A 17,847-nucleotide genomic window follows, 5' to 3' on the forward strand; every position below is an offset into this window, starting at 1 on the left:
ACCATTTTGTTGAGTGAAGCCGCCCCATCTGCCGGTGCAAGCCAGGGCTTTTGCAAACCTGCCGGGGGCGCGCCAAGGCTGCACATCAGGCCGCCACAAACACGCCGTGCAGCCCCAGCGGCAGCGCATACGGCAGCGTGGCCTGCGCCACGGGGCCTTCGGCCAGCGCGTCGGCGGCAAAACACGACAGCAGGGTTTGCTTGCGGGCGTAGTCCAGCGCGGTGCCCAGCACCCAGCCGGGGCCGCGCGCGTCGGGCACCCAGACATGCTCTTCCACGATGGTGTGGGGGCCGTAGCGGTAGCGCTGCGACACGCCGCTCTCTACGTTGGTGGAGGCAATGGCGCCCCACAGCGGCAGGCCGCCCTGGGTGCCGGTGGCATGGACGACCTGGCGGTGCCGCTGCCCGACCCGCCGGGGGTCGATGCGCGGAAACTCCGCCTCCACACCCAGGCTGGCCTGCGTGGCCTGGCCGGTGTGCAGATCCAGGCGGGCCACCGTCAGCACCGGGCCTGCCGAGCCCGCCAGCCGGGCGCGCATTACCTCGCGCGTGTCGGTGAGGACGCCGGATGCGTCGGTGGCGCGCGCGTAGTCGAGATGAATCACCGTGCCGCTGGCGGTTTGCTCCTCCCAGGCGTTGCCCAGGTGGAACAGGAAGCCCGCAGGCAGGTGGAACATCTGCTGCCGCTTCCAGTCCTGCTTGTTGACCACCAGCACACGCATGCCCAGCTCGGGGCGCCATTGGTGCGCGTCCAGCACGCTCGCCCCGGCCACGCGGCGCTGCGCGTCGTACACCAGCGGAGGCAGCAGAAAGACGAGGTGCCCGGCCGTGACCGCAAAGTCATGCACCATGGGCATGTGGCTGAGCGGGAACGCATCGGCGCGGCGCAGCGCCCCTGCAGGCGTGATTTCGTACAGCAGCAACAGGCCGTGGTGGGCGTCCACGCCAAAGTTCCAGATCGTTCCATCGGGCTCCACCCGAGGGTGGGCCGAGAAGGGCACGCCTGCCAGGTCTGCGCGCCAGGTCTTGAGGCCCCGGGTCTCCAGCGTGCGGGGGTCCAGGCGCGTGGCCGATCCGCCCTCCCACAGCGCCAGCACATCGTCGCCCACAGGCAGCATGCTGATGTTGGCGGTGTTCATGCTGTCGGGCGAGCTGGGTGGCTCGCGGCCCGGGAACACGGTGCCAAAGCCTTCGGTCAGCCTGCGGCCCGCCTGGACTTCAGCCAGCCGCTTGGCGGTGGCCACATAGCGGCCCTGGTGGTGCACCGTGTTGCCGCCGATCACAAAACGGTGGGCCATCCCGTCGCCGTCAAACCAGTGCTGGTAACGCTCTCCGCCCAGGTCGTGGCCCGCCGGGCCCACGCGGTACAACGTGCCCGCCACGGCATCCGGGAAGCGCCCGCGCACCGAGGCGGCGGTCAGAGGAATGTCTGCCGCCGCAGTGGCAAACGCCGGCTTCCACGGCGCCTCGGACGCCTCGAACTGGGCGTGCCAGCTGGGGGACGACGCTTGCGCGTGCGCCGCGCGGGGCACCTGGGATGCCAGGGACGCAAGCAAGGGGCCGCCGCCAGCGGCCATGAGCCGCAGCACCAGATCACGGCGATGGATGGACATGAGGACGCCTCCAGGGGGGTCAGCGCAGGCGGATGGTGATGCTGTGGTCGGCATCCAGCGGCACGGCCGCCGCGTCGAAACCGGGCGGGCCCATGCGGCCCCGGGCGTCATTGGAGAAGCCATACCGCTCTGTGGGCAGGCCCAGCAGGTTGGTGTCCAGCTTGGCGTTGCCGTTTTCGTCGGCAAACGACTTGACCACGTAGCGCCCGGCGGGCAAGCCACTGAACACCAGTTGCGCGGCACCGTCGCGCAGTTCGATCTTTTGCGAGACCACGGCCTGGTTGCTGGCAAATGCATCGGCCGAGTCAAACACGGCCAGGTAGAGCGTGGCTGGCGCAGCGGGGCCGTCGGTCACGGCAACCCGCAGGTCCGCCGCGCTGGCCGCCAGGGGCAGCCAGGCCGCAACCATCAACAGGGTGGTGTGGATCACCTTCATGGCGTTCTGCGTACGGGGCTGCGTGGAAGGTGGGAGCGCAAACATCAGCACCGCCCGGCCGCTTTCAGCAAGGCGTTGCACTCGGGGCTGGCATTGCGGCCACGGGCGGCAGGCGCCGTGGCTGCTGCCGGCGCTGCGGCTGCAGGGCTGCTGCTACCGCTTTTGCTGCCCACCATGGCTGTGCAGATGGCGTCGGAATGGGGTGTTTGCCCAAAGCTCATGGCCTTCTGAAAGCCTGTGGCGCCGTACACGTAGCACCGGTAGGTGGCGCCGTCGCGGGTGTTGACGGTGTAGTTGACCCGGCCACCGGTTTCCTCCTGGCGATCGGTGATGGTGAACTGGTCGGCAGTCCGCCCGATGGCTTGCGCCGTACGCTGCTCCAGGCCCGACTGGTCGAGGGTGGAAGCGCAACCGGCGAAGAGCGCCAGGGTCAGCGCCCCCGCAGACCAGCGAACAAAGCGGGTGCGGTGCGATGAATGGGAAGAAACAGACATGACAGGCTCCTTGGGATCAATGGGGAATGAACAAAACGGCTCGGCAAGAACCAGCAGGCAAAACAACTCCCTGCGTCCCCAAAAGGGCCGCATGCGTTGCGGTGAAAGGAGGAGGAAAAATCAGCCCGGTTTGCGGGCCACGACAAAGGCACGGATGTCCTTGCCGCGCGTGCCATGCCGCTCGGCGCAGACGATCTGCAGGCCCTGCTGCACCATGGCCGACTGCAGCCGCTGTTCGCCAAAACACAGCACGGGCGGGGCCTTGCCAATGGCGCGCATCAGCGGCACGGCCAGGTAGGGAATCAGCGGGTTCATCTCGGCAAGGCAAGCTGTCTTGGAGATCAGCAACCCACCCGGCCGCAGCACCTGCACCACCTGCTTCAGCGCATCGTCGAGGTCGCTCGCCAGGTGCAGCACGTTGAAGGCCAGCACCGCGTCGTACGCCGCCTGCCCAAAGGCCGCGGCCTCGGCGTCGGCCACGGCAAAACTCAGCTGTGGCGAGGGCTGCGCGGCCAGCCGCTGGTGGGCAATGGCAATCATCGCGGGCGAGACATCGGTGGCCAGCAAGCTGCGGGTGAAAGGCGCCAGGCGCAGCGCCGTGCTGCCCGTGCCGCAGCCAATCTCCAGCACGTCATGCTGGGTGGACAGCAGGCCCTGCACGCGCTGCAGTGTGGCCTCATACCCCGCCAGGTCGGCAATGGGGTCGGCTGCGTACTTGGGCGCGATGCGGTCCCAAAACCGCGCTTGGGATGCCGCAGCCGAACGGACCGCAGAGGGAGAAGCGCTGGAGGCGGGAGCAATGGCGGGCAAAGACATGGATACGGTTCGGGGGAAGTGCTGACGCGGTGGAATGCAGGAAGGAGCAACACCCGGATGCTATCCATGCATTGAAGCGCAGGAAACTGCGGTAAATTGCAGTGAACATATACGTTTACGCATGGATAACCTCGACTGGAATCAGCTAAAAGCCTTTCTGCAAACGGCCCAGACCGGCTCACTGTCTGCCGCCGCGCGCAAGCTGGGCCTGACCCAGCCCACCCTGAGCCGGCAGGTGGCCGCCATTGAGCAGCAGATGGGGGTGACGCTGTTCGAGCGCGTGGGCAAGGCCATGGTGCTCACGCCCACGGGGCTGGACCTGTTGGAACACGCCCGCGCCATGGGCGCTGCCGCCGAGGCGCTGGGCTTGGCGGCTAGCGGGCGGTCGCAAGCGGTAGGGGGCGTGGTGTCGGTGTCGGCCACCGACGCCGTGGCCGCCTACCTGCTGCCGCCCATCGTGCAGCGCCTGCGCGCGCAGGAGCCAGGCATTGCCGTCGAAGTGATCTCGTCCAACGCGCTGAGCGACCTGCTGCGCCGCGAGGCCGACATTGCCATCCGCCACGTCAAGCCCGAGCAGCCCGACCTGATAGCCCGCCTGATCCGTGAGGCACAGGCCTACTTCTACGCCTCAGAGGACTGGGTCCGGGCCCACGGCCATCCACGCAACGCACAGGAGGCCGCACGCCTGCCCTTTGTGGGCTCAGACCGCAATGGCCAATACCTGGCGTACCTGCGCCTGCACGGGCTGAACCTGAGCGAAGACAACTTCAGCTGCTATTCCGACCACACCGTGGCCCACTGGGCGCTGGTGTGCCAGGGCATGGGCATCGGCGCCATGATGACCGAGATCGCGCGCAAGACGCCGGGCATGGTCCGGGTGCTGGACGACCTGCCGCCAGTGCGCTTTCCCATCTGGCTGGTGTCCCACCGCGAGCTGCGCACCTCGCGGCGGATTCGGGTGGTGTTTGAGGCGCTGGCGGAGGGGTTGCTGGATGAGGACTGAGCGCGACACCGGCCAGGGCTGGTAGCGCCTATGGGTGCCCCTCGCTCGTGCCCGCCCCCGCCGTGGCCTGTCCTGCATCGCCCCTGTGCGGCGCCCGCGAGCGCACCCGGTACCCCGCCGACAGCAAATGCACATCCCAGCGCTGCTGTACCGCCCCCCATATGCCCTTGGGCAAAAACAGCGCAAACAGCATGGCAATGGCGCCCAGGCCGATGAGGTAGAGCACGCCCTGCCCGCCCCACACGGTCTCTACCGCAAAGAAAAGCAGCGCGCCGAGGATGGGGCCTTCCATGGTGCCTATCCCCCCCACCAACACCATGAAGATCATGTAGGCCGTCCACTGCACGCTGAAATAGGTCTTGGGCTGAAAGCTGATGGACGTGGCGAGCCACAGGCCGCCGGCCAGGGCGCAGCCAAACGCCGACAGCACGAACACCAGCCGCTTGATGGCGACCACGCGCACGCCGAGCGAGATGGCTGCCACCTCGTTGTCACGAATCGCCTGCGCGGCCGTGCCCACCTTGCTGCGCAAAAGCAGGAAGACCACCCAGCACAGCCCCGCCATCGCAGCGAGAGCCGCCCAGTAGGTATAGGCACGCCGGTCGTCGGCCGCGTACTGCTGCAGCGCGATCATCGAGGTGCCCGTCTCGCCCTGCACCAGGCTGTCGAGGTTCACACACAGGTGCGCAAGCGCCGCTACCACCCACATGCCGATCGCAATTTCGCCGCCCTGCAGGCGCAGCATGAAAGCCGCCAGCGGCACCGCCACCAAGGCCACCAGCACAGCGCCCACCAGCAGCGCCGGGTACGGGCCCAGGCCCGCATCGGCCAGCCGCACCATGGCGTAGGCCCCGAGGCCAAAGAACGCCTGGTGACCAATCGACACCAGTCCGGCGTAGCCCGCCAAAGCGTTCCACATCACGGCCAGGATCACGTAGATGAACAACGTAGTGAGCCGGTCTACCGTGCCTGCTTGCAGCCACAGTGGGCCCAGGCAAAGCACGGCCAACAGCAGCACGGTGGCGCTGGCGAAGGCGCTGGAAGCGCGCGTCCAGCGCTGGATGACCCATGGGGATGGGCCCGTGATTGCGGAGGGAACAGAGATCGTTGGAACAGTCATGGCACAGCCCTGCGGCGGGAGGAGAAGAACCTGCGCAGCGCACCGCTCGCGTAGAGCCGGGCCAACAGGATGACCAAAAAGGTGGCGTGCCCGGCGATCAGAAACCCCTGGGGATGCACCTGCGCCCCCAGGTTCTGCGCCACTCCCAGCACCACGCCGCCCAGCAAGGTGCCCCACAGCGATCCGGCGCCGCCGATGATCACGGCCTCGAACGCGAAGATCAGTTGCTGCGGGCCCGAGAACGGATCGAACGTGGCGCGCAGGGCCAGCGACGCCCCGGCCAGCGTGACGGTGACCATGGTGATGGCCGAGGCCGCCGCAAACACCGTACCGGTGCGCACGCCCACAAGGCGCGCGGTGTCGGCGTCTTCCGACGCTGCGCGGATCTGCCGCCCCAGCGCCGTGTGCGCCAGCATGGCGTGCAACCCGCCCAGCAGCAGCACCGCCAGCACCAGCACCAAGGTGGGCAGCTGCCCGACATACAGGCCGCCGGGCAGCTCCCAGCTGTTGTACGCCAGCGTGCCGATGGAGGTGGCCAGTGAACGCGTGTCGGCGCCAAAGTGCTGGAACAACACGTTGTCGATCACGCTGGCCAGGCCGAACGTGGCCAGCAGCGGCACCAGGGCGCCCAGGCGCGCGCTGCGCTCCAGCACCAGCTTGTGCAGCAGCCAGCCCAGCAGCGCCATGGCAGGCACCACCGCCAGCAGGGCCAGCAACGGGTGCCAGCCCATCGGCTCGGCCAGCACCCACAGCAGGTATGCCGCCACCACGGTCAGGCTGCCGTGGGCCAGGTTGATGATGCGCATCACCCCGAACATGAACGACAGGCCGCAGGCGAGCAAGGCGTAGTAGCCGCCGAGCAATAGGCCCTGGACGATCTGATTGAGAAGGTTCATGCGGCCTCCTTGTGGGCATGGCGGACGTTGCTGACGTCATGGGCGGCCTCGGGCCGCTGCGCGCCAAAGTAAAACGCGGTGATCTGCGCGCGGGTGAGCTGGTCGGCGGGCGCATCGGCCACCACGCTGCCTTCCAGCATGCACACGATGCGGCTGGCCACGGCCTGCACGCGCTGCAGGTCCTGCTCTACCAATACCAGCGTAGTGCCCTGCCCCACCACGCCACGCAGCGCGTCGTACACGCCCTGCACGGCCAGGGGCGACAGGCCCAGCGAGACCTCGTCGAGCAGCAACACGCGCGGGTTGGTCATGAGCGCACGGCCAATGGCCACGGCCTGCTGCTGCCCGCCCGACAGTTCGCCCGCCTTGGCATTCAGCTTGGGGGCCAGCTGCGGGAAAGCGTCCAGCACGGTGTCAAAACTCCACTGCCCGCGCCGCCCCGCCGCGCGGGCCACCAGCAGGTTTTCGCGCACCGTCATGCCCGCAAACAGGCGCCGCCCCTCGGGCACCAGGGCCAGGCCCTCGGCCACGCGTTGGTGGGCGGGCAGGCGCGTGATGTCCACGCCCTCCCACCGCACCGTGCCGCTGCTGGCGCGGTGGGCGCCGGCCAGCGTGCGCAGCAGCGTGGTCTTGCCCGCGCCGTTGGCCCCCACCAGGGCCAGGACGTCGCTCGTGTGCACCTGCAGCGACACATTGCGCACGGCAGGCAGCTGCCCGTGGTGGGCGTTCAGGCCCTCAATGCTCAACAAAGCGCTCATGCGACCACCCCGCCCAGATAGGCCTCGACCACGGTGGCATCGTTCAGCACGGCCTGCGGGTCGCCGCTGGCAATGATCCGTCCGCCGTCCATGCACACCAGGCGCGTTGCCACTTGCAGCAGCACATGCACCATGTGTTCGATCCAGACGATGGCGATGCGCTGGCTGCGAAGGGTGTGCACCAGGTCCACCAGTTCACTGGCCTCAGCATCGGTCAGCCCGCCGCCGATCTCGTCGAGCAGCAGCACCTGGGGGCCGGTGGCCAGCGCCCGCACCAGCTCCAGCCGCTTGCGGCCGAGCAGGCCCAGCGTCTCTGCACGGCGATTGGCCAGCGCTTCCATGCCACACAGGCGCAGGCACTCCATGGCCCGGTCACCCGCATCGCGGGCGTGCAGGCCCGCGCCATGCGTGGCGCCGGTGAGCACGTTTTCAAACACCGTCATGCCCAGGAACGGCCGAGGCACCTGGTGCGTTCGTGCGATGCCTGCGCGGCAGCGGTCTGCCGCGCTGCGGGCGCTCACATCCACACCCTGGAACCACACGGCGCCCTGGCTTGGCGCATACGCTCCGGCCAACACGTTCAGCAGCGTGGTCTTGCCCGCACCGTTGGGCCCGACAATGCCCACGGCCTCGTCACTGCCCACTGAAAAATCGAGCCGGTCCAGCACTTTGAGCGCACCAAACCGCATGTCGATGCCCTGCGCCTGCAGCAGCAACGGCTGCTGCTGCGGCCCGCCCGCTGACGGGCTCCAAAGGGGTTGTGGAAGTCGCATGGAGATCAGCTGTAGGACTTGAGCGCCGCCGCCACGGGGATGTTGCGGTCGGTGGCGTTCTCGGTGACGAGGAGGTCGAGCTTGAACTTGCTGCCCGCTGCGGGCTTGACCCACTGCGCGCCCACCACCGGTGTCACCGACACGTTGGGCACAGGCCCCTTGGCAAAGTCCACCGGGCCTTGCATGGTGGTGGCCTTGAGCGTGCTGATGGCCTTGGCCAGCGCCGCCTTGTCGCGCGGGTTGGTGCTGGCTTTCAGCGCCTCGGTGCCTGCATCGAACAGCGACATGGTGGAGCCCAGCATCTGTGTCCACTGCTTGCCGGTGCTGGCCTCGTACGCATCGGCCAGCTGCACGCCCGTGAGGCCTGTGAGCGCTGACGCGTAGGGAAAGCTCTTGTGCCAGAAGCACCCTGCACCCAGGTTGATCGCCAGCGGCCCCAGGGCCTCCACCTGCGAGGGCACCAGGCCCGTCTTGGCGATCTGCGCGATCTTCACCATGCGCGTGTAGCCCTGCTGCGCCGCCTGCCGCCAGAAGGTGGCGAAGTCCGGCGGAATGGGGAAGGTGTTGAAGATCTCGCAGCGCTCGGCCTTGAACTTGGCGATCTGTGCAGAGTAGTCGGTGGTGCCGTTCTCATACGGCCCTGCGTCCACCACGGTGAAGCCCGCTTTGGCCAGCTCAGGCGCCAGCGTGGCGCGAATCGCGTTGCCATCGGCATCGTTGGGGTACAGCACGCCGATCTTCTTGTTGGTGGGCAACGCCGCGAACTGCGACGTGTACGACGTGGTGAAGCTGCCGCCGCCAAACGAGAAGTGGTACGTCCACTTGAAGGGCGATGGCGCGCCGGGCTTGGCGCCCCGGCCAAAGTACCAGGCCTCCCACGGCATCACCGTAGACAGGCAGGGCACGCCCGCCGCCTCACACGCATCCGACACCGGGTTCACCGTTTCGGGTGTGGTGGTGGTGAGCATGAGGTCGATCTTGTCGCTGTTGATCAGCGCCTTGGCCAGCTGGCTCGCGCGGGCCGGGTCGGACTGCGTGTCGCGGTCCAGGATCTCCACCGCGTACTTCACGCCGCCAATGGTCAGGCCTGCAGCCAGCGTCTTGCGCACCTGGGCCAGGATGAAGGTGTCGGTTTCGCCCAGCGCGCCCAGCGGGCCGGTGCGGGGGCTGATGAAGCCGACCTTGAGCACGGGCGCGGCGCCTGCGGCCTGGGCCCATAGCGGGCGGGCACCCAGTGCGAGGCTGCCAGCGCCTGCAGCAGCGATCAGCCCACGGCGCGAGATGGTGGGGGATGCGGCCTGCGCAGCGTCTGCGGCGGGCACCGTGGATTCAGGGGTGTTGGTTGTCATGGTGAAGTTCTCCAGCGATCGGTTGCGGGGTTCAGAAAGGGATGGTGGTCTTGAGCCAGAACTGCGAGCCCTGGGCGCGGTTGCGCACGCCGAACTCCTTTTCCACCTTGGCGGTGATGAGCCAGCCCTTGCCATTGGCATAGCGCACCGAGGGGCCGATGGACTGGCTGCGGCCACGCGATCCCGCCAGCGCCACACCGCCCACCTTGTCGTCGCTCCACTGCCGGTAGACATAGCCGCCCACACCCACTACCCAGCCATTGCCCAGGCCCCAGCCTGCGGCGTAGTCCACGATGAGTTCACGGCCCGAGCGGTAGTTGGTGTCGCTGTTGGTGCGGTTGAAGTTGAGGGTGGCCTTCAAGTCGCCGTTGAAGCCGCTGGGGTCCATCCAGGTCAGCACGCCCAGGGGCTGCAGCGACAGGTAGTTGCGCCCAATGTTGGCCTGGCGCGTGCGGTCATACGCCCCGGTGGGCAGCACGGCATCGAGCCCCAGCACGCTGTGAAGCTGCGGGGAGTGGTGCCAGGCCACCGAGCCCCCCACCGTCACATCGCCCAGTCCGGTGCGCGAATCGCTCGCGCCCCCGGCGCGCACCGACAGGTCCACCAGCGGGAAGATGGCGTGGGCCGCCACATGGCCACCCAGCGCCTGCTGGGGCGTGATCCAGATCACGCGTGTGGCAGCGGCGGCGGCACGCACCTTGAAGCCGGGGATGGGCACGGCGTTGCCCTGGCCATCGTTCACGCGGCTGGTGGTGTAGTAGTTGAGGTACTCCAGCACATACAGCCCGGGCGGCGGCGCAGCGCCTGCCACGAAGTTCTCAGTGCCCAGCGGGTAGGTGGAGCCCCCGCCCTCGGTGGCGAACGCCGCTGCACCCAGCGTGCTGGCCAGGGCCAGCGCGGCGAGACGGCTTGTCTTGGGGGGCGATGCTTTCAGTCTCTCCAGTGTTTTCATGTCGTTTGTCTCCTCGTTGTTATGTCGATCGGTTTTCTGTGGCTCCGCGCAGGCCATGGCTGGGTGGCGCGCAGGCTCGCGCCCCGGCCTGTGCCGGTGGGGCGCGGCCAATGCGTCGGCCCTTGGGGTGGTTGGGGTTGGAGGACGCCGCTGCGCTATGCAGCAGCCGCCACCGCCGTGCGCTGGTGCGCGGCAATGAACCGGCCCGCCTGCTCCAGCGAGGCCAGCGCTTCATCCAGCGCGGGCGCAAACAGCTGCCAGCAATGCACCATGCCGTCCCACACGGTGCAGTCCGCTTGCACGCCCGCCGCCTTCAAGCGGGCGGCCATGGTCACGGCGTCGTCGCGCAGGCGTTCCCAGCCGCCCACTTGCAGTTGCACAGGGGGCAACCCTTGCAGATCGGCGCTGTAGAACGGCGTGACTGTGGGTGAACGCACATCGCCACCGGGCACGTACATGGCGTTGAAAAAGCCCATGAGCTCGCGCGTGATGAACGGGTCGTCCACCGTGTGGTGGGACGCACCTTCGGACGCCAGGTCCAGCGCGGGCGACAAGGCCACGATGGCCGCAGGCAGGGGCAGGCCCTGGTTGCGGGCGCGCACGGCAGTGGACAAGGCCAGGTTACCGCCCGCCGAGTCACCCATCAGCGCGATGGCTGACGCGGCATAGCCGTTGGCCAGCGCCCACTGGTAGGCCGCCAGCGCATCGTCGTGCGCGGCGGGCGCGGGGTGTTCCGGCGCCAGGCGGTAGTCCACGTTGAGCACCTGTGCACCGCTGAACTGCGCGAGGTACGAGCACAGCGCCCGGTGTGATGTGAGCGAGCCGAACACAAAGCCACCCGCGTGGTAGTAGATGACCAGCCTGCGGGGGTCCGCCTGCGGCGTGCTCAGCAGCTCCGCCGCCATGGTGCCGCCCGCCCCGTTGGGGATGCGCAGCGTCTGGATGGGAAGCCCCTGGGCCAGGGGCATTCGCGAGTTGCTGGCGTCAAACCACGCACGCAGCTGCGCGGGGGTGGCTTGTGGTGGCGGCGGGTTTTGCGCGGCCATCTGCAAGATGGCCTGGAGCTGTTGTGCGGACATGTGTGGCCCCTTCGCTCAGAGGTAGGTGGAGGCGAGCCCGCCATCCACCGGCAGGTTGATGCCGCTCACCCAGCGTGCCGCATCGCTGCACAGGAAGGCGATCACCGGCGCCACTTCGTCACTGAAAGCCGGGCGCTTCATGCGGTGGGCATCCTTCTCCACGCGCTCCTGGCCCAGCATCTGCACAAAGTCGCCCAGGATGGGCGTGAACACCGGGCCGGGGGCCACGCAGTTCATGCGCACACCGCGCTCCAGGAAGATCTTTTGCGACTGGGTGTAGGTCCACACGATCAGCGCTTCCTTGAAGTACTGGTAGCAGGTCTCCTGCGGCACGGGGTGGGCTGCCAGCCACTTGGCGCCTTCGTCAAAGCTGGTGGTGGCGCCCAGGGCGCGGTGCTGCTCCAGGCGCTGGGGCCACTCGGCCCCCAGGATGGAAGAGATATTGACGATGGAACCGCCCTCGCCCATGCGCTCCAGCACGCGGTGTGTGAAGTGCCGCAGGCCCAGGTAGTTGACGCGGCCGACCAGCTCGGCGGGCGATGTGCCCGGCACGCCCGCAATGTTGGCCAGCGCATCCACCTTGGCAGGCAATTGCGCCACAGCATCGTTGATGGCGGCCGGGTCGCCCAGGTCCACCTGCACAAAGCCGTCGAGCGTGAGCGTGGGCGCATTGCGGTCCACACCAATCACACGGGCGCCCTGCTGGCGGGCAAGCTTGGCAAAGTCTGCGCCGATGCCGGAGCAGCAGCCGGTGACGACGATGGTTTTGTTGTGTAGGGTCATGAAAGTTGTCTCCTGATTTTTGTGGTGGGGGCACAAGCCCTCGGCGCGACCAAGCCGCGCCCAGGGCTTGCGATGTCAGAACGGGAATGCGGGTGGCGCGTCCTTCACGGTGATCCACTGCCACTGCGTGTATTCATCAATGTCCGCCGGACCACCCACGCTGCCCCCGTTGCCGCCCACGCCAGGGCCGCCAAAAGGGTTGGTGCACTCGTCGTTCACTGTCTGGTCGTTGATGTGCACCATGCCCGCGCGCAGCCGCTGGCCGATGGCCATGGCGCGGCCCACGCTGGGGCTGATGACAGCAGCAGCCAGGCCGCCCTGGCTGGTGTTGGCCAACTGCACGGCCTCATCGTCGGTGCGAAAGGTGACGAGGTTGGCCACCGGGCCAAAGGGCTCTTCGTCAAACGAACGAATGCCGGGCTTGACGCCCGAGAGCACCGTGGGCTTGTAGCCAAGGCCTTCGTAAGTGCCGCCTGCTTCGAGCTTGGCGCCCTGGGCCACGCTGTCTTTGATGAGCTGGTCGAAGCGCTGCAGTTGCTTGGCGTCGATCATCGGCCCCATGGCGACCTGGCCACTGGCACCGTCGCCAACGGGCAGGTGCGTGGCCTTGCCCACCATGCGCTGCAGGATGCCTTCGGCAATCGACTCGTGCACCAGGATGCGGTTGGAGGCCATGCAGATCTGCCCCTGGTGGAACCACGCGCCAAACGCGGCGGCGCTAGCGGCGGCGTCCAGATCAGCGTCTTCCAGAATGATGAGGTTGTTGGCGCCGCCCAGCTCCAGCGACACCTTCTTGAGATGCTGCCCGGCCAACGCGCCAATGCGGCGGCCCACCGTGGGCGAGCCGGTGAAGGCGATCATGGGCACGCGCTCGTCCACCACCAGCGCCTCGCCCGCCTCGGCATCGCCGGGCACCACCTGCAGCAGGCCCTTGGGCAGGCCCGCTTCTTCAAACACGCGGGCCATGATGAAGCCACCGCTCACTGGCGTGCGCGTGTCGGGCTTGAGCACCACCGCATTGCCCAGCGCCAGCGCCGGGGCCACCGAGCGCAAGCCCAGGATAAGCGGGAAGTTGAACGGCGAGATCACCCCCACCACCCCGTGCGGCACGCGCCGCGCAATCGACAGGCGCCCCGGCGTGCTGGGCAGCACCTGGCCCTGGGCCTGCATGGGCAAGGCTGCGGCCAGGTGGCACAGCGTGATGGCCTCGCGCACCTCGTGCTGGCCCTTGGGCACGATGCCGCCGGTTTCGCGGGCCACCGTCATGGCCAGCTCGTCAAAGTGCTGCTCAAAAATGCTGGCCGCGCGGTGGAAAACCGCCGCACGCTCGCGCGGCCCCGTGGCCGCCCACGCGGCCTGTGCTTGCTGCGCCCGGCCAATGGCGGCCTGCATGTCTGCCGCACTGGCAATGCCCACGCGGCTCAACACCTGCCCCGTGGCGGGCTCGACCGCGTCACGCGCCGTGCTCAGCGCGGTAGACCACGCACCATCAAAGGCCTTGCCCGCCCACAGGCGGTTGTCCAGCAGGCCTGGTTTTTCTGAAACACCCATTGCATTGCTCCTTGGTTGAAATCAAAACCCACCGCATGGCTGCAGCGGCGTGGTCTGAAATTGCAACGGGCGTACCAGCCCCACCTGCCACCAAGTCCCAAAACGCCTGGAACACGGGCTTTTTGAGAGGGAGCGCTACGGACTTTCCCTAGGCCAAAACACGGCTGGCATGGGCGACTTTTTGTCACCAAATAGTTACCATTCATAAACAAATGGCACTGCAAAGATTGATCAAATGATCACTTTTTGATCACTTTCTGATCCACAACCGGAGGCCCCCATGCCGAAGCGCCGCGTCTCTCTGGCCGACCTGCACCGCACCGCCGTGGGCCAAGGCCAGGCCTTACTGGGCACCGTGCCTGCCGAAGCCCCCCGCGCCCTGGGCGGGTTTGACACCCATGGCATCAGCCAGCACACCCACCCCACGGTGGCCGACATCAGCGAATGCCTGTTCTTCTCCCCCGGCGACGGGCGTATCTGGCTACAGGACCAGCGCATGATCCTGCTGCACTCCGAGGCCCTGGGCTCGCTGCGGCGCGAGCTGATCGACAGCATTGGCCTGGACAAGGCGCGTGGCCTGCTGACCCGCGCGGGCTACGTGAGCGGCGCGCGCGACGCCCGCCTGGTGCGCCAGCAGTGGCCCGATGCCGAGCCCACCGCAGCCGCCATGGCCGGCACCCGCCTGCACGCGCTGGAGGGCGTGGTGCAGGTGGAGGTGGTGCACGCCCGCTACAACGCCGAGCTGGGCGAATACGACGGCGAGTTCATCTGGCACAACTCCAGCGAAGACGACGAACACATCGCCGCCTACGGCGTGGGCGGCTCGCCCGCGTGCTGGATGCAGGTGGGCTATGCCACGGGCTACGTCAGCACCTTGTTTGGCCGCATGATCGTCTTCCGTGAGGTGGACTGCCGATCCTCCGGCGCCGCGCACTGCCGCGTGGTGGGTAAATCGGCCGAACTGTGGGATGACCCCGAGCAAGACCTGTTCTACCTGAACGCCCAGGACTTTGTGGGCACCCCGCCCGCCACACTGCCCACCTCGATGCCTGCAGGTGCGCAGGGCAAGGCCCGCACAACCTACCTGGGCGTGCCACCGGGCAAGGCGACGGCATCCAGCGATGCAGGCACCGCCGCCGAGGCCACGGCGCACGCCACCATGGTCGGCGCCTCATCCGCCTTCAACGCCGCCTGCCACATGCTGCAGCGCGTGGCCCCCACCGCCGCCACCGTGCTGTTCACCGGCGAATCGGGCGTGGGCAAGGAGATGTTTGCCAGCATGCTCCACCGCATCAGCCCGCGCAGCAGCCAGCCCTTTGTAGCCATCAACTGCGCGGCCATCCCTGAGACGCTGGTCGAATCCGAACTGTTTGGCGTGGAGCGCGGCGCCTACACCGGCGCAGGCACATCGCGCCCCGGCCGGTTTGAGCGCGCGCACGGCGGCACCCTCTTCCTCGACGAAATCGGCACGCTCAGCCTGGTGGCCCAGGGCAAGCTGCTGCGCGCCCTGCAAGAAGGCGAGGTGGAGCGCGTGGGCGGCACCCGCACCGTGCGCGTGGACGTGCGCCTGGTGGCCGCCACCAACGTGGACCTGCGCCAGGCCGTGCGCGAAGGCACATTCCGCGAAGACCTGTTCTACCGCCTCAACGTCTTCCCCATCCACCTGCCCCCGCTGCGCGACCGTCGCGACGACATCCCCTTGCTGATGAGCCACTTCTTGGCCCACTACCAGCGCAAGCACCAGCGGCAGGTGCCCGGCTTCAGCCAGGCCGCCGTGAAGGCGATGTTTCACTACCCCTTCCCCGGCAACATCCGCGAGTTGCAGAACCTGATTGAACGGGCGGTGATTTTGGCGACGGATGGCGAACCGATTGAGCCGCACCATCTGTTTGCGGGGGGTGAGCAAAGTGGCCGGGGGGTGATGTCACTGCACCTGAATCCAAACAGCACGGCAACGCTGCATCCAACAGGGCAAGCGCAGCGCGAAGTTGCTGCAGGGGCGGTTGCTCCGCAGAACTCAGCACACTCGCAGCCCGCCTCCAGTTGGAACCCGACACCCGCCACCATACCGACGGTCGCGCCACTGCATCAGGCCGAGGAACAGCTGCTGCGGCAGGCGCTGCACAGCGCGGGGGGCAATGTGGCGTCGGCGGCGCGGCTGCTGGGGATCAGCCGGGCGACGATGGCGTATCGGCTGAAGAAGTTTGGCATTTGAGCATGGGCGACGCGAGGGACGCGCAACAGTAACGGGCCGCGGGGCACCTGGCGCGCTGCCGTCAAAGTGCTTGCCCAGGGCCAGCGATGGCGTTTGATCGGTGCATGGCGGACTGCCGCCTTCTTCTCGACCCGCTTCAGGATCCCACCCGCGCGTCGCGCCGGAGTGCTTGAGGCGGCTTGCCGAAGCCACGCATGAACGCCTCGCGAAGATGGCGGCGATCGCGAAAACCCGTTTCGCGCGCAACCACCTCCAGCGGATGGCGGCTGCGCTCGATCATCAAGCGCGCTGCCTCCACGCGCAGACGCTCTACCGCCCTGGCTGGCGACTGGCCGGTCTCGGCCGTGAACACACGGCTGAACTGGCGCGGGCTGAGGCTTGCGGCCGCAGCGAGTTCTTCCACGTTCAGCGGCTGCGCCAGATGGCTGCGGGCATGCTCGAGCGCCCGCGCGATGCGGTCCGAGCGCGGTGCGAGGTTCAGGATTTCCGAATGCTGGGACTGGCCGCCCGAGCGGCGCTGGTGCATGACCAGCCGGTGCGCCACCGCTCGCGCCACGTCGTCGCCCAGGTCCTTCTCGACGAGGCCGAGCGCCAGATCCAGTTCCGCCGTCATGCCGGCCGAGGTCCAGATCGGGTCATCGGCGATGAAGATGCGGTCCGGCTCGACCTGGATATTGGGATGCCGCTGCTGCAGTGCGTCTGCATAAGCCCAGTGGGTCGTTGCGCGTCGCCCCGCCAGCAAGCCGGCCTCGGCCAGCACGAAGGCCCCGGTGCACAGCCCCACGGTCCGACGCGCACGAGCGCTGCACTTTCGCAGCGCATGCAGCAGGTCTGACGGCGAGGGCGTGGCCAACGGGTCGAGCACGCCGACCACCATCCAGGTATCGGCCGTGCTGCGTGCGGTAAAGGGACGCGTCTGCAGGGCCATGCCCAGCGATGCCTTCACGCTACCGCCAGGCATCGAGTGACAAGCCACCTCGTAGAAGGGTTCGCCCGCCACAACGTTGGCGAACTCGAACACCGCCTGCGTGGCCAGCGCCATCACCTGAAAGCCGGCCGGCAGGACGTAGCCGATCTTGTGCATTGTTTTCTCCGAAGTCGATGGCATAAAACGTGACTATAAGCGTCATTTACGCCAGATGCCAAGCAGCACAAAATTCGCTCCATCGCAACCACAAACGGATTACCACCATGACGCAGACGAACCTGGGCACCGCCCTCATCACCGGAGCCTCCTCCGGCATCGGCGCTCTCTACGCCGACCGCCTGGCGCAGCGCGGCTACGACCTCATCCTCGTTGCCCGCAACCGCGAACGCTTGAACCCGTTGGCCGCGGAGATCACCAGCCGCCACGGACGCGCAGTGGAGGTCTTCCCCGCCGACCTGAACGATCCGGTGGCGCTGCGCAGCGTGGAGAACAAGCTCAAGCGCGATGCCAGCATCACCCTGCTGGTCAACAACGCCGGCATCGGCACGCACACGCCGCTTCTGGAGAGCGACGTGGACCAGATGGCGCGCATGATCGACCTCAACGTCACGGCGCTGACCCGGCTGAGCTACGCGGCGGTGCCCGGCTTCGTGGCGCGCGGCAAGGGTGCGTTGATCAACATCGCCTCCATCGTGGCCGTCTCGCCGGAAACCTTGAATGGCGTGTATGGCGGCAGCAAGGCTTTCGTGTTGGCCTTCAGTCAATCGCTGCAGCACGAGTTGGTCGGCAAGGGTGTGCGGGTGCAGGCCGTGCTGCCGGGTGCGACGGCCACCGAGTTCTGGGCACGCGGCGGCCTTCCTGTGGAGCACCTGCCGGCGCAGATCGTGATGCGTGCCGAAGACCTCGTGGATGCCGCCTTGCAGGGCTTCGAGCGCGGCGAGTTGGTGACGCTTCCTGCGCTGCATGACGGCGCCCTCTGGGATGCCTACGAAGGCGCACGCAAGGCGATGGCGCCCCACCTGTCGAGCAACGAAGCAGCGTCGCGCTACCAGCCCTTGCGTTAAGACCCTCTGAAAACTCAA

At 67.7% G+C, this 17,847-nt stretch carries 17 protein-coding genes; 3 read left to right on the top strand and 14 right to left on the bottom strand.

From position 1 onward, the window contains the following. Nucleotides 1-85: 85 nt before the first annotated feature. The 4 genes from ACQ4MJ_RS12380 to ACQ4MJ_RS12395 form a co-directional block, all read right to left on the bottom strand. Nucleotides 86-1,606 carry a carotenoid oxygenase family protein gene (locus ACQ4MJ_RS12380; protein ID WP_431153073.1) on the bottom strand — a complete coding sequence of 507 codons (1,521 nt, stop codon included), beginning with the start codon at nucleotides 1,604-1,606 and terminating at the stop codon, nucleotides 86-88. A 25-nt stretch (nucleotides 1,607-1,631) separates the two neighbouring features. Continuing rightward, entirely contained in the window at nucleotides 1,632-2,048 is a 417-nt protein-coding gene (locus tag ACQ4MJ_RS12385) for a DUF2141 domain-containing protein (protein WP_431152479.1), read from the bottom strand. 44 nt (nucleotides 2,049-2,092) lie between these two features. Next, nucleotides 2,093-2,542 carry a hypothetical protein gene (locus ACQ4MJ_RS12390; RefSeq protein WP_228894509.1) on the bottom strand — a complete coding sequence of 150 codons (450 nt, stop codon included), beginning with the start codon at nucleotides 2,540-2,542 and terminating at the stop codon, nucleotides 2,093-2,095. A 120-nt stretch (nucleotides 2,543-2,662) separates the two neighbouring features. Then, nucleotides 2,663-3,358 (bottom strand): class I SAM-dependent methyltransferase, encoded by a 696-nt coding sequence (locus ACQ4MJ_RS12395; protein ID WP_055393594.1) that lies wholly within the window; start codon nucleotides 3,356-3,358, stop codon nucleotides 2,663-2,665. Between the two features lie 121 nt (nucleotides 3,359-3,479). Here ACQ4MJ_RS12395 and ACQ4MJ_RS12400 point away from each other — a divergent pair, with 121 nt between their 5' ends. Next, entirely contained in the window at nucleotides 3,480-4,361 is an 882-nt protein-coding gene (locus ACQ4MJ_RS12400; RefSeq protein WP_431152478.1) for a LysR family transcriptional regulator, read from the top strand. Nucleotides 4,362-4,389: 28 nt separating this feature from the next. Here ACQ4MJ_RS12400 and ACQ4MJ_RS12405 read toward each other — a convergent pair whose 3' ends face one another. The 9 genes from ACQ4MJ_RS12405 to ACQ4MJ_RS12445 all read right to left on the bottom strand — a co-directional run bounded on the left by ACQ4MJ_RS12405 (nucleotide 4,390) and on the right by ACQ4MJ_RS12445 (nucleotide 13,622). Beyond that, nucleotides 4,390-5,481: a branched-chain amino acid ABC transporter permease gene (locus ACQ4MJ_RS12405; protein WP_431152477.1), complete on the bottom strand. Its 1,092-nt coding sequence runs from the start codon at nucleotides 5,479-5,481 to the stop codon at nucleotides 4,390-4,392. After that, nucleotides 5,478-6,377 (bottom strand): branched-chain amino acid ABC transporter permease, encoded by a 900-nt coding sequence (locus tag ACQ4MJ_RS12410; protein ID WP_431152476.1) that lies wholly within the window; start codon nucleotides 6,375-6,377, stop codon nucleotides 5,478-5,480. Before ACQ4MJ_RS12410 ends, ACQ4MJ_RS12405 begins: the two co-directional genes overlap by 4 nt. Continuing rightward, on the bottom strand, nucleotides 6,374-7,135 hold the full coding sequence (locus ACQ4MJ_RS12415) for an ABC transporter ATP-binding protein (protein ID WP_431152475.1): 762 nt from the start codon (nucleotides 7,133-7,135) through the stop codon (nucleotides 6,374-6,376). Before ACQ4MJ_RS12415 ends, ACQ4MJ_RS12410 begins: the two co-directional genes overlap by 4 nt. Then, nucleotides 7,132-7,908 (bottom strand): ABC transporter ATP-binding protein, encoded by a 777-nt coding sequence (locus ACQ4MJ_RS12420; protein WP_233573362.1) that lies wholly within the window; start codon nucleotides 7,906-7,908, stop codon nucleotides 7,132-7,134. The genes ACQ4MJ_RS12415 and ACQ4MJ_RS12420 overlap by 4 nt, the downstream gene beginning before the upstream one ends. 5 nt (nucleotides 7,909-7,913) lie before the next feature. Beyond that, nucleotides 7,914-9,257 carry an ABC transporter substrate-binding protein gene (locus ACQ4MJ_RS12425; protein ID WP_431152474.1) on the bottom strand — a complete coding sequence of 448 codons (1,344 nt, stop codon included), beginning with the start codon at nucleotides 9,255-9,257 and terminating at the stop codon, nucleotides 7,914-7,916. 31 nt (nucleotides 9,258-9,288) lie between these two features. Continuing rightward, nucleotides 9,289-10,209 (bottom strand): SphA family protein, encoded by a 921-nt coding sequence (locus ACQ4MJ_RS12430; protein WP_431152473.1) that lies wholly within the window; start codon nucleotides 10,207-10,209, stop codon nucleotides 9,289-9,291. Nucleotides 10,210-10,364: 155 nt separating this feature from the next. Then, nucleotides 10,365-11,288 (bottom strand): alpha/beta hydrolase, encoded by a 924-nt coding sequence (locus ACQ4MJ_RS12435; RefSeq protein ID WP_431152472.1) that lies wholly within the window; start codon nucleotides 11,286-11,288, stop codon nucleotides 10,365-10,367. 15 nt (nucleotides 11,289-11,303) lie between these two features. Next, a complete protein-coding gene (locus ACQ4MJ_RS12440; protein ID WP_431152471.1) occupies nucleotides 11,304-12,071 on the bottom strand; it encodes a coniferyl-alcohol dehydrogenase in 768 nt (255 codons plus the stop codon). Nucleotides 12,072-12,146: 75 nt separating this feature from the next. Beyond that, a complete protein-coding gene (locus ACQ4MJ_RS12445) occupies nucleotides 12,147-13,622 on the bottom strand; it encodes a benzaldehyde dehydrogenase (protein WP_431152470.1) in 1,476 nt (491 codons plus the stop codon). A gap of 280 nt (nucleotides 13,623-13,902) precedes the next feature. Here ACQ4MJ_RS12445 and ACQ4MJ_RS12450 point away from each other — a divergent pair, with 280 nt between their 5' ends. Further along, the gene (locus ACQ4MJ_RS12450) at nucleotides 13,903-15,837 is read left to right on the top strand and encodes a sigma 54-interacting transcriptional regulator (protein WP_431152469.1); all 1,935 of its coding nucleotides are present in this window, start codon (nucleotides 13,903-13,905) and stop codon (nucleotides 15,835-15,837) included. A 136-nt stretch (nucleotides 15,838-15,973) separates the two neighbouring features. Here the strand turns inward: ACQ4MJ_RS12450 and ACQ4MJ_RS12455 are convergent, their stop codons facing one another. After that, nucleotides 15,974-16,921, bottom strand: a complete 948-nt coding sequence (locus tag ACQ4MJ_RS12455) for a GlxA family transcriptional regulator (protein ID WP_431152468.1) — start codon at nucleotides 16,919-16,921, stop codon at nucleotides 15,974-15,976. Nucleotides 16,922-17,028: 107 nt separating this feature from the next. Between ACQ4MJ_RS12455 and ACQ4MJ_RS12460 the strand changes: the two genes are divergently transcribed. Further along, nucleotides 17,029-17,829 carry an SDR family NAD(P)-dependent oxidoreductase gene (locus ACQ4MJ_RS12460; RefSeq protein WP_431152467.1) on the top strand — a complete coding sequence of 267 codons (801 nt, stop codon included), beginning with the start codon at nucleotides 17,029-17,031 and terminating at the stop codon, nucleotides 17,827-17,829. Nucleotides 17,830-17,847 lie beyond the last annotated feature (18 nt).

It is taken from the genome of Acidovorax facilis (assembly GCF_050626955.1).
Lineage (GTDB): Bacteria > Pseudomonadota > Gammaproteobacteria > Burkholderiales > Burkholderiaceae_C > Acidovorax > Acidovorax facilis.